General features: G+C 74.2%; 10 protein-coding genes. 3 read left to right on the top strand and 7 right to left on the bottom strand.

Going from position 1 to position 11014, the window contains the following annotated elements; all coding sequences use genetic code 11:
• Positions 1-221: 221 nt before the first annotated feature.
• Entirely contained in the window at positions 222-617 is a 396-nt protein-coding gene (locus tag AB0302_RS09690; RefSeq protein WP_366371690.1) for a DUF2809 domain-containing protein, read from the bottom strand.
• A gap of 58 nt (positions 618-675) precedes the next feature.
• On the opposite strand from AB0302_RS09690, the gene AB0302_RS09685 reads away from it, so the two are divergent.
• The gene (locus AB0302_RS09685) at positions 676-1386 is read left to right on the top strand and encodes a 4a-hydroxytetrahydrobiopterin dehydratase (protein WP_298714468.1); all 711 of its coding nucleotides are present in this window, start codon (positions 676-678) and stop codon (positions 1384-1386) included.
• A 31-nt stretch (positions 1387-1417) separates the two neighbouring features.
• Here the strand turns inward: AB0302_RS09685 and AB0302_RS09680 are convergent, their stop codons facing one another.
• A complete protein-coding gene (locus tag AB0302_RS09680) occupies positions 1418-2710 on the bottom strand; it encodes an MFS transporter (protein WP_366371688.1) in 1293 nt (430 codons plus the stop codon).
• Positions 2711-2734: 24 nt separating this feature from the next.
• Between AB0302_RS09680 and AB0302_RS09675 the strand changes: the two genes are divergently transcribed.
• Positions 2735-3217: a MarR family winged helix-turn-helix transcriptional regulator gene (locus AB0302_RS09675; protein WP_319076410.1), complete on the top strand. Its 483-nt coding sequence runs from the start codon at positions 2735-2737 to the stop codon at positions 3215-3217.
• 36 nt (positions 3218-3253) lie between these two features.
• On the opposite strand, the gene AB0302_RS09670 is transcribed toward AB0302_RS09675, so the two are convergent.
• The 3 genes from AB0302_RS09670 to AB0302_RS09660 all read right to left on the bottom strand — a co-directional run bounded on the left by AB0302_RS09670 (position 3254) and on the right by AB0302_RS09660 (position 8048).
• Positions 3254-4084, bottom strand: a complete 831-nt coding sequence (locus AB0302_RS09670; RefSeq protein ID WP_319076411.1) for a fused MFS/spermidine synthase — start codon at positions 4082-4084, stop codon at positions 3254-3256.
• Positions 4085-4231: 147 nt separating this feature from the next.
• Complete coding sequence (locus AB0302_RS09665; RefSeq protein WP_366371685.1) at positions 4232-7090, bottom strand: cation-translocating P-type ATPase; 2859 nt, start codon at positions 7088-7090, stop codon at positions 4232-4234.
• 85 nt (positions 7091-7175) lie between these two features.
• A complete protein-coding gene (locus AB0302_RS09660) occupies positions 7176-8048 on the bottom strand; it encodes an EamA family transporter (RefSeq protein ID WP_319076414.1) in 873 nt (290 codons plus the stop codon).
• A gap of 102 nt (positions 8049-8150) precedes the next feature.
• On the opposite strand from AB0302_RS09660, the gene AB0302_RS09655 reads away from it, so the two are divergent.
• A complete protein-coding gene (locus AB0302_RS09655; protein WP_366371683.1) occupies positions 8151-8630 on the top strand; it encodes an SRPBCC family protein in 480 nt (159 codons plus the stop codon).
• A 33-nt stretch (positions 8631-8663) separates the two neighbouring features.
• Here AB0302_RS09655 and ugpC read toward each other — a convergent pair whose 3' ends face one another.
• Positions 8664-9743 carry a sn-glycerol-3-phosphate ABC transporter ATP-binding protein UgpC gene (gene ugpC, locus AB0302_RS09650; protein ID WP_255843581.1) on the bottom strand — a complete coding sequence of 360 codons (1080 nt, stop codon included), beginning with the start codon at positions 9741-9743 and terminating at the stop codon, positions 8664-8666.
• 82 nt (positions 9744-9825) lie between these two features.
• Entirely contained in the window at positions 9826-10845 is a 1020-nt protein-coding gene (locus tag AB0302_RS09645) for a LacI family DNA-binding transcriptional regulator (RefSeq protein WP_366371680.1), read from the bottom strand.
• Positions 10846-11014: the final 169 nt, after the last annotated feature.

The following is an 11014-nucleotide window of genomic DNA, read 5'->3' as shown; positions in this document are numbered from 1 at the left end:
GCCTGGATGGCTGCACTTCTACAATCATCATCGCGTCCACTCCGCGATCGGCGCCGCGCCTGCCACCAGGCTCAACAACCTCCCTGGACATCACAGCTAGATCGGATAGCCCATGGCAATTTTCGAGGGAGCACCCTCCCCCCGGGGAACGGCCCGGGTCGTCTCACCCCGGCCTCGCGTCGACCCTCGGGTGCACAGGCGAGGCGCCTGCGCCCCCCGCCTCACCGCCGACGCGCCCGCACCCCCGCGTCAGCCAGGGCGGCCGCCGCGCAGCCGAGCGCGTAGAGCAGCAGGTCGCCCGCCACGAACGTCGTCCCCAGCACCAGCCGCACCGGTGGGAAGGCCTGCGCCCACGCCACGGGCAGGCCCGTGAGCTGGAACAGCTCGATCGCCGCGCAGACCGCGAACGCGACGCCGCCCACCGTGAGGGATCTCTGCCGCGGCAGCACGAACGCCACCACGAGGTACACGAGCACCGCATAGAGGGCGTCGCCGGCGGACCCGGTCCACGCGCCGTGGAGCAGGAGGCGGACGCCGAGTCCCAGCACCAGCACGAGGGCCGCGGCGCACGCCAGGGCGGCCCGACGTCGTGCGGAGGTCGGGGGAAGGGTGCTCACGCGATCCATGGTGCCCCCAGTCTCCTCCGGGGCCACCTCCCGGTGGCACGATGACGTCATGAGTGAGACCCCCGTCACGGACCCCCGCCGCCTCCTGCGCACCGCCGAGGTGGCCGACGCCGGCCTGGAGGACTGGCGCCTGCTCGCCGGCCGCCTCAAGGCGCGCTTCACCCCGGCGGACTACGCCACCGGCCTCGAGCTCGCCGCCCGGATCGGCGCCGCGGCGCAGGACGCCGACCACCACCCCGAGCTCACGCTCACCTACACGGACGTGGTGCTCACGCTCGCCAGCCACGACGTCGGCGGGGTCACCTCCCGCGACCTGCGCATGGCCCGGCGCATCAGCGGGATCGCCCGGGAGCTGGGCGTGCGCGCCGACGTCGCCGGCCTGACCCAGCTGGAGCTCGCCCTCGACACCGCGCGCGGGGCGGCCCAGGCGCGGATCTACGCGGCGCTGTTCGGCGCCGATGTCACGGGGGACGGCGACCTCGCCGACCCGAGCGGGCAGACGCCGTCGATGTGGTGGCAGGGCCCGGAGGGCGAGGCTTCCACCGGGGAGCACGCCCTGCCCGCCCCCGAGGTGGAGCAGCGCTGGCACCTGGACGTGTGGGTGGCCCCGGAGGAGGCGGAGGCCCGCCTGCAGGCCGCCCTCGACGCCGGGGCCACCCTGCTCAGCGACGCCTCCGCGCCCTCGTTCTGGGTGATCGAGGACGCCGACGGCAATCGGGCGTGCGTCTGCACCGCGCTGCGCCCCGACCACGAGCACTGAGCCGTCCTGGCGCCCGGGCCGTCGAGCCGCCTCAGCGGGCGGCGGCGGTCCCGTTCCGGCCGTGCTTCCGGCCGTGCACCGCGAAGTAGTACACGCAGCCGACCACGAGTGCCGCCGCGAGCACGGCGTACATCGCCCCGTAGCCGGCCGCGGCCACGAGCCCGCCGAGGGCGACCGGCCCCAGGCCCAGGCCGACGTCGGCGAACAGCATGAGCGTGGAGATGCCGGCGCCGAGCTGGTGGGCCGGCACGGCGTTGACGGCGATCGCCTGCGCCGCCGGCATGAGCGTGCCGTAGCCCAGGCCGCTCAGAGCGCCGGCCACCACCACCTGCCAGTCCTGCGTGGCAGTCGCCAGCAGCAGCAGCGCGGCGAGGAAGCAGACCAGCGCGGGGTACACCACGACGTCGTCGCCGCGGCGGTCCTGCACCGTGCCGAGGGTCAGGCGCATCAGCAGCATGGCGGCCGCGTAGGCGAGGAAGAAGAGCCCCGCTCCGGCCGTGAGCCCGCGGTCCACGGAGTAGGCGTCGAGGTAGGTGATGACCCCGGAGTAGGCCAGGCCCACGATGAGCATGAACCCGGCGATCGGCACCACCGCCGGGTGCAGCACGGAGCGCAGGCGGAAGCCGACCGCGGGCGCCGGATGCTCGACGGGCACCTCGCTCGCGCCCTTCTCGCCCGGGGTGAGGGCCTCGCCGTGGTCCACGCCGGCCGGGGCCGGGTCCGGTGCCGGGACCGGTGCCGGGGCGGCCGCGGGGTGCTCGCCCAGGGCGAGGGCGAGGAGCAGGCTGGCCACGGTCACGCCGAGCGTGGTCCAGAACAGCCATCCGTAGCCGGCAGAGCCGACGAGGAAGAGGCCCAGGGCGGGGCCGATCGCGGTGGCGAGCGTGGTGCCCAGGGCCAGGATGCCCGTGCCCTCCGCGCGTCGGGAGGCCGGGATGGCGGACTGCGCCGCGGCCATCACGGCCGTGCTGGCGAACGCGTAGGCCGCACCGTGCAGCATGCGCACGACGATGAGTGCCGGCAGGGACGAGGCCGGCAGGTACAGCGCGCACGAGACCACGACGACGGCGAGCGCGACCAGCAGGACCCGACGGCGGCCGAACCGGTCCACCACGTGGCCGGTGACGATCCGGGCGAGCGTGGCTCCGATGACGAAGGAGCTCGACGCGAGCCCCGCACCGGCCTCGGACGCCGCGAACTGGCGCACGGCGTAGAGGGCCATGGTGGTGACGAGCGCGTAGAACACGACGAACTGGAGGAAGGAGACCACCCACGCGAGCACGAAGGTGGGGGAGGCGATGCGTTCCTGCTCGGCGATTTGCATGATGCAAAAGGTAGCATCTTTTGCATGATGCAAGAACCCGAGGCGGCGTGGGCCGATCCGGTGCGCGGGATCGTCTACGAGCACATGCTCCTGCAGCGGGTGGCGGCCCAGGGCGTGGCGCCCCATGGCCGCACGAGCGTGCTCGAGCGCAGCGCCACCCTCCTCCTCGCGCGCCTTGAGGCGGGCGGCCCCATGACCATCGCCGAGCTCGCCGAGTCCTTCGACCTGGACGTCTCCACGGTGCACCGGCAGGTGGCCGCCGCCATGAAGGCCGGGCTGGTCGAGCGCATCGCCGACCCGGGCGGGGGCCCGGCCCGGCGCCACCGGCCCACCGACGACGGCCGGGCCCGGCTCGCCGAGGAGCTCGCCACCCGGCGGGGCGCCGTCGAGCACGTCGTCGCCGACTGGCCGGAGGAGGACGTCGCCGACTTCACCCGGCTGCTGCGGCGCTTCAACGAGGGCGCCGAGACGTGGCGCGGCCATCCCTGGCCCCGGCCGCAGGACTGAGGCCAGGGATGGCCGCCGCCGCGCGCCGGAGTCCGCTCAGCCCCGCGTGAGCCGCTCCGCGAGGGAGGCGGACTCCGCCCCGTCCAGCACCGCCGCCGGGTGCGGCCCTGCGGCGGCGAGGCGGTCCCGCAGCCCGTCGACGACGAGCGCCGGGCCGGCGGCCAGCACCGCGTTGCCGAGCGCGCGCCGCTCGAGCATCCCGGCGTCCGCGAGGGTCCACGGCCCGGGCGCTCCGGCCTCGGCGGCCGCCTCCTCGAGGGCGTCGATCTGCGGGCCGAGGAGGCGCAGGCCGTCGTCGTCGCCGACGTTCACGAGCAGGACGCCGCCGTCGTCGAGCAGCCCCAGCAGCTCGCCGTAGAACTCCGCGCCGCTCAGGTGGGCGGTGCCCTCCGCGTCCGTGCCGATGTCCAGCACGACGGCGTCGAAGCGCGCGCCGTCCATCAGCAGGTCGACGGCGGCCAGGCGCGCGTCCGCCACGACCGACTCCAGCCGCGTGCCGTCCGGCATCGGCAGCTCGGCGAGCACGAAGGAGACGAGCTCACGGTCCAGGTCCACCGCGGTCTGCTCCGAGCCGGACCGGGTGGCCTGCACGTACCGGGGCAGCGTCAACGCGCCGGCGCCCAGGTGCAGCACGCGGACCGGCTCGCCCGCCGGGAAGGCGGCGTCGAGCACGTTCGCCATCCGGCGCAGGTACTCGTACCGGATGCGCCCCGGGTGCTCGAGGTCCACGTGGGACTGCACGGCCCCGCCGATCTCGAGGACCCAGCCGTCGTCGTGCTCGTCGGGCAGGATCCGGGCGAGCTCCCCGGACGTGCCGAGGTGGACGGTGCGGGGCGTGGGGGAGCCGGCAGGACGCTGAACGGGCATGGCCCCCAGTATGCGGGCCGCGCCGCCGCGCCGGGGCGCACCTCGCGTTCGCCCACCCGGCGATCGCCATGGTGGATCTGGATCCGCCCGCGTGGTTCGCCTCGCCGCTGCCGGCCGGCGGCGTCACCGACGACGGCGAGCTGCGCCTCACGGGCGGGCCCGCAGCACCAGCTTCCGCAGCTCGTCGAACCACAGCACCACGGAGGCCAGGCCGAGGCACATCAGCCACTGGCCGGCATCCAGCGCCGTGGTGCCGAACGCGGTCTGCAGGAACGGCACGTGCACCACGAGCACCTGGGAGAGCACGCCGAAGGCGATCGCCGCCCACAGCCAGCGGTTGTGGAACATGCGGTGGAAGGCGGAGGTGGTCTCGGAGCGGGAGTTCAGGGCGTTGAAGAGCTGCGCGAGCACGAGCGTGGTGAACGCGCAGGTCTGGGCGTCCACCACGGTGCCGGAGCCGGCCAGCAGGCCGCCCGGGAGCTGGCTGTCCAGGGCCAGGAGGGTGACCGCGGCCATCACGGCGCCGATCGTGAGGATCCCGCCCCACATGCGGCGGTCGATCACGCGGTCGGTCGCCCGGCGCGGCGGGCGGGCCATCACGTCGTCGCCCTCCGCGTCGATCCCCATGGCGAGGGCGGGCGCGGAGTCCGTCACGAGGTTGACCCACAGGATCTGCGTGGCCAGCAGCGGCACCACCACGCCGGTCCCATGCCCGGTCAGGCCGAGGAACCCCGCGAGCATCACGCCGAAGAACATGGTGAGCACCTCGCCCGTGTTGGACGAGAGCAGGTAGCGCAGGAACTTCTTGATGTTCTCGAAGATCACCCGGCCCTGCCGCACGGCGGCAACGATCGTGGCGAAGTCGTCGTCGGCCAGGATCATGTCCGCGGCCTCCTTGGACACCTCGGTGCCCGTGATGCCCATGGCCACGCCGATGTCCGCCTTCTTGAGGGCCGGTGCGTCGTTCACGCCGTCGCCAGTCATGGAGACGATGGCCCCGTCGGCCTGCAGCGCCCCGATGATCCGCAGCTTGTGCTCGGGGGAGACGCGCGCGTAGACGGCCACGTCCCGCACGGCGGCGCGCAGCTGCTCGGCGTCCATCGCCTCGAGCTCCGGCCCGGAGAGGGCGCGGTCGCCGGGCTCGGCGATGCCCAGCTCCTGGGCGATCCGCAGCGCGGTGGCCGGGTGGTCGCCCGTGATCATGACCACCCGGATCCCGGCGCCGCGGGCGGTGGCGACGGCGTCGGCGGCCTCGGCGCGGGCCGGGTCGATGATCCCGGCGGTGCCCACGAACACGAGCTCCTCCTCGAGGCCGCGCAGGGCCTCGCCGTCGAGGGTCCCGTCCGCCGCCCGGGCGGCCTCGAGCTCGGCGGGCTCGAGCCGGCGGTACGCCACCGCGAGGGTGCGCAGCGCCTGGTCGGAGAGCTCCTGCACGTCGCGCGCCGCCGAGGCGCGGTCGGGCTCCCCGAGCGCGAGCACCTCGTCACCCCTGCGCACGCGGGTGCAGTGCTGGAGCAGCACGTCCGGCGCGCCCTTCGCGACGAGCAGGGGGGCACCGTCCCGCTCTCCGTCCGTCACGACGACCGACATCATCTTGCGCTCGGACGTGAACGGCGCCTCGGCCACCCGGGTGAAGCGCGCGGCGCGGGCCTCCTCGAGGCCGGCCTTGCGCTCGGCCACCACGAACGCGGCCTCCGTGGGGTCGCCCAGCACGGACCAGGCGCCGTCGTCGTCCCGGCGCACCTCGGCATTGGAGGCGAGCGAGCCGCCGCACAGCAGCGCGACGCCCTCCTCGCGCAGGGGGTGCGCGGCGTCGGCGGCGAGCAGGTCGACGCCGTCGTCCAGGAGCACGCGGCCCTCCGGCGCGTAGCCCACGCCGCTGAGGCGGGCCTGCCCGGAGGGGGCGCGGACGGTCTGCAGGGTCATCTCGTTGCGGGTGAGGGTGCCGGTCTTGTCGGAGCAGATCACGGAGGCGGAGCCCAGCGTCTCCACGGAGGAGAGGTTCTTCACGATCGCGTTGCGCCGGCTCATGGCCGTCACGCCGAGGGAGAGGACCACGGAGAGGATGGCGGGCAGCCCCTCCGGCACCGCGGCGACGGCGAGCGAGACGCCCACGATCAGCACGTCCACCGCCTCGCGCACGGAGTGGATGCCGCTCGTCATCGCGATCGCCGCCATCACCACCACCGCGATCCCGATGACGGCGATCCCCAGCGTGCGGCCGAGGGCGTCGATCTCCCGCGTGAGCGGAGTGGCCTTCTTCTCGGTGGAGCTGAGCAGCCGCGCGATGTGCCCCATCTCGGTCTCCATGCCCGTGGCGGTGACCACCGCGGTGCCCACGCCCTGCGTCACGGCCGTGCCCTTGTGGACCATGTTCGCCCGGTCGCCGAGGCTGACCTCGCCCGGGATCGGGGCCGGGCCCTTGCCGACCGGGGCGGACTCGCCCGTCAGCGCGGCCTCGGCGATGTGCAGGGAGGAGGAGGCGATCAGGCGGGCGTCGGCGGCCACGGAGTCGCCCTCGGCGAGCGCGAGCACGTCCCCGGGGACGACGTCGGCGGCCGGCACCTGCACGGTGTGGCCGTCACGGACCACCGTGGCCATCACCGCCGCCATCCCCTGCAGCGCGGCCACCGCGTCCGCGGCGCGCGCCTCCTGCACGTAGCCCAGGAGCGCGTTGAACACGATGATCACGGCGATCACGATCGCGTCCACGGGGGCGCCGTGCGCGCCCTCGAAGAACCAGGCCACCACGGAGATCACGACGGCGGCGGCCAGCAGGTGGATCAGCGGATCGGCGAACTGCCTCAGGAATCGGCGCCAGGACGACTCGGCGGCCGAGGCCTCGAGCTCGTTGGCGCCGTGCTCCGCGCGGCGGCGGAGGACCTCGGCGGAGCTCAGCCCCACCTGGCCGTCCACGCCGAAGTGCGCGAGGGCCTCGGCTGCGGTGGTCCGCGTCCACGGGACGGGATGGGCGGTGGCGGTCGGCGTGCCTGGGTGGTCGGTCACGGCGCGGGCTCCCTCGGAAGGACCAGGTCACCGGCGGGCCGCGCCGATGACGGCGGATGTCTCGAGTCTACGGCGGCGGGCCCGGTCAGGCGGGCCGCCGTCGCAGCACCCGCGGCGTCGTCATGAGCCCGAGACCCACGCCGAGCAGGATGACCGCCGCCCCGAGTGCCTGCAGGGGGCTGAGCATCTCCCCGGCCACGGCGGCGCCGAGCAGGACGCCCGTCAGGGGGTTGAGCAGCCCCAGGATCCCGACCGTCCGGGCGGGCAGCGCCGCGAGGCCCCGGAACCACAGCACGTAGGCCAGCCCGGTCGCGATCAGGCCCATGTACGCGAACCCCAGGACGGCGGGCAGGCCCAGGGGCGGTGGCGGGCCCTCCACGGCCAGCGCCACCGGTGCCAGCATCACGCCGGCCAGGGTCAGCTGCCACGCGCTGAACGTCAGCGAGTCCACGGGCGGACTCCACCGCTTCGTCAGCACGTACCCCAGCGACGACGTCAGCACGCCGGTCAGCGCGGCCGCCACGCCCATGGGATCCAGGGTGGCGATCGCGCTGCCGGCCAGCAGGGCCACGCCGAGGATCCCGACGACGGCGCCGACGTACGCCATCAGCGGCGCTCGCTCGCGGAGCAGCAGGCGGCCCAGCACCACCATCACCAGCGGCCCGGAGGCCATGAGCGTGGCGGCCACGCCGCTGGGCAGGCGGGAGCCGGAGACGTACACGAGCACGAAGAACCCGCCCATGGTCAGGAAGGAGATCAGTGCGGACTTCCACCACCACGCCCCGCGGGGGAGGCGCCGGGTCAGGGCGAGCAGGATCAGCCCGGCCGGCAGGGCCCGGATCGCAGCGCCGGTGAGGGGCAGGTCCGCGGGCAGCCACTGCCGCGTCACCACGTAGGTGGAGCCCCAGAACACCGGGACGATCGCGGTGGTCAGGAGGAGGCGCAGCCGGGACGTCATGCTCACGAGGGTAGGGGGTGAGGAGCCGGGGTCGTGCGAGCGCTCCTCGCCCGCGTGCGGAGGGGATGGCCCACGGCGGCGGTGCACCCCTACCCTGACGCCATGGAGCACATCGACGAGACCGCCCTGCCCGCCCCCGAGGACCGCGTCGTGTCCGCGACCCGTCACGTCGACGCGCCGGCCGGCGTCGTCTTCGAGCTGATCGCGGACCCCTCCCGCCAGCCCGAGTGGGACGGCAACGACAACCTGGCTGAAGCCGCCCCCGGGCAGCGGGTGACCGCCGTCGGGGACGTGTTCGTCATGACCCTGCAGAAGGGCGTGGACCGCGCGAACCACGTGGTCGAGTTCGAGGAGGGCCGCCGCATCGCCTGGAAGCCCTCCGAGGTCGGCGGGGAGCCGTTCGGCCAGCTGTGGCGGTGGGAGGTTGAGGGCGACGACGAGGGCGGCTGCCGCGTCACCCACACCTATGACTGGACGCGGCTCGCCGACCCGCAGCGCATCCGTCGCGCCCTGCGGACCGGCGAAGAGCAGCTCCGCGCGTCGATCGACCGGCTCGCGGAGCTGGCCGGGCGTCAGGGCTGAGGGCAGGCGCCGCCCGCCGCCGTCGCGCCGCCGTCAGCGGTTGAGTCGCTCGCCGGTCTCGGCGTGGAACAGGTGCACGCGCTCCGGGTCCGGGACCACGTGCACCACGGATCCCTTCTCCGGCGCCGTGTAGCCCACCGTCCGCAGGGTGATGAGCCGCTCCTCGCCGCCGATCGTCGCGTGACCGTACACGTACGCGTCCGCGCCGAGCTCCTCCACGGTGTCCACCTCCACGGGCAGGCCGGCGGCGTCGTCGCTGACCACCAGGTTCTCGGGGCGCACGCCGAGGTCCACCGCCGTGCCGGCGTCGGCCAGATCCTCCCGCGGCACGGGGATGACCGTCTCGCCCCAGTGCACGCCCTCGTGCGTGGCGGGCATGCGGAAGATGTTCATGGCGGGGGAGCCGATGAACCCGGCGACGAACACGTTCATCGGGCGCTCGTAGAGGTTGCGCGGCGTGTCCACCTGCTGGAGGCGGCCGTCCTTGAGGACCGCCACCCGGTCGCCCATGGTCATGGCCTCGGTCTGGTCATGGGTCACGTACACGGTGGTGGTGCCCAGGCGACGGGTCAGGTTGGCGATCTGGGCGCGGGTCTGCACGCGCAGCTTCGCGTCCAGGTTGGAGAGCGGCTCGTCCATGAGGAACACCTGCGGGTCGCGCACGATCGCCCGGCCCATGGCCACGCGCTGACGCTGGCCCCCGGAGAGGGCCTTCGGCTTGCGGTCCAGGTACTCGGTCAGGTCCAGCAGCTTCGCGGCGTCCTCGACGCGGCGGCGCCGCTCGTCCGCGGGGACGCCGGCGATCTTCAGGGCGAAGCCCATGTTGTCCGCCACGGTCATGTGCGGGTACAGGGCGTAGTTCTGGAACACCATCGCGATGTCCCGGTCCTTGGGGTCCACGTCGGTGACGTCCCGGTCGCCGATCAGGATGCTGCCGCGGGAGAGCTCCTCGAGGCCGGCGAGCATGCGCAGGGAGGTGGACTTGCCGCAGCCGGAGGGGCCCACGAGCACGAGGAACTCGCCGTCGGCGATCTCCAGGTCGAGGGAGTCGACGGCGGGGCGGGGGGAGCCGGGGTACTGGCGGCTGGCGGAGCGGAAGGTCACGGAGGCCATGGTGGGGTTCCTTTCACGGGCAGGTACGTGCCCGACGATCCAAGGTGAAGGAGAGGGGTGGGTGAGGGTCGGGGCTGACGGTCTATGGCGGCGCGGTGCTCGCTCTCGGCCGCACGGCCAGGTGGTGCATGATCCGGTGGGGGTGAGCGGCGCCGTCGAGGGCGCCGAGCGCCAGGCGGACGGCGCGGCGGCCCTGCTCGAGTGGGTTCTGGTCCACGGTGCTGATGCCCAGGCGGGCGGCCTCGGGGTGGCCGTCCAGGCCCATCACGGACACGTCCTCGGGCACGCGCAGCCCCAGGGAGTGGGCTGCCATCCAGGTGCCCATGGCCATCTCGTCCGAGATGCACATGACCGCCGTCGGCCGGCGCCGTGGGTCGGCGAGGAGGGCGCGCGCCTGGTGGTAGGTGCCGCCGATGGTGAAGTCCGCGGGCACCATCCAGTCGGCCGGCGTGCGCACCCCGGTGGCGGCGAGGGCGTGCAGGAACCCGCGGGTGCGCTCGGTGCTGACCTGGAACTCGATGTCCTCGTCTACGCGGCCCACGTAGGCGATGTCCCGGTGTCCGAGCTCCAGCAGGTGCTCGGTGGCCATCCGTGCGGCGCGGGCGTGGTCCACCTGGACGGCGGTGAACCAGTCCGGCAGGGTCTCGCCCGCCGGCAGGCGGCCGCCGACGGCGATCACGGGCAGGCCGCGGCGTTCGAGTCCGGCGAGCTCGAACATGCTCAGCCGGAACGAGAGGGTGATCAGGGCGTCCAGCCGCCGTCGGGGCAGCAGGTCGGAGATGACCGTGGATCGACGCTCCGGGTCCTGGCCGACGTCGTAGAGCGTGAGGTCGTACCCGTGCCGTACGAGCTCGTCCGAGGCGCCCTCGAGCACGGCGGCGAAGAACCACCGGTGGACGGAGGGCGTCACCAGCCCGATGTTGCGGGTGCGGCCCGAGGCGAGCGAAGAAGCGGCGGAGTCCGCCACGTAGCCGAGCGTGGCGACGGCCTCCTGGACTCGGGTGCGCGTGGCGGCCGCCACGGGGCCGGAGCCGGTGAGGGCGCGGGAGGCGGTGGCGGTGGAGACCCCGGCCATGCGGGCGACGTCCTTGATGCCGACCATCGGCGGTCCTCCTCCCGGTTCGTGGGGTTCTGCGGCGGGCGGGTGCACGACGGCGGCGGGCCGGGGGTCGATGCGTGGCACCAGAGTACGGCACGGCAGGCGGGGTGGTGGAAGCGCTTCCATTCCGGTTTCAGCCGGCTTTGACCCCCGCCCCCACTCCCGCATGCCC

Source organism: Micrococcus sp. NPDC078436, from assembly GCF_040702705.1.
Lineage (GTDB): Bacteria > Actinomycetota > Actinomycetes > Actinomycetales > Micrococcaceae > Micrococcus.
This window is presented reverse-complemented; position numbering and strand designations above follow the sequence as displayed.

Coding starts and splice junctions, on each gene's coding strand:
- AB0302_RS09685 (WP_298714468.1), top strand. CDS start 676: ATGAGTGAGACCCCCGTCACGGACCCCCGCCGCCTCCTGCGCACCGCC.
- AB0302_RS09680 (WP_366371688.1), bottom strand. CDS start 2,710: ATGCAAATCGCCGAGCAGGAACGCATCGCCTCCCCCACCTTCGTGCTC.
- AB0302_RS09675 (WP_319076410.1), top strand. CDS start 2,735: ATGATGCAAGAACCCGAGGCGGCGTGGGCCGATCCGGTGCGCGGGATC.
- AB0302_RS09670 (WP_319076411.1), bottom strand. CDS start 4,084: ATGCCCGTTCAGCGTCCTGCCGGCTCCCCCACGCCCCGCACCGTCCAC.
- AB0302_RS09660 (WP_319076414.1), bottom strand. CDS start 8,048: ATGACGTCCCGGCTGCGCCTCCTCCTGACCACCGCGATCGTCCCGGTG.
- AB0302_RS09655 (WP_366371683.1), top strand. CDS start 8,151: ATGGAGCACATCGACGAGACCGCCCTGCCCGCCCCCGAGGACCGCGTC.
- ugpC (WP_255843581.1), bottom strand. CDS start 9,743: ATGGCCTCCGTGACCTTCCGCTCCGCCAGCCGCCAGTACCCCGGCTCC.
- AB0302_RS09645 (WP_366371680.1), bottom strand. CDS start 10,845: ATGGTCGGCATCAAGGACGTCGCCCGCATGGCCGGGGTCTCCACCGCC.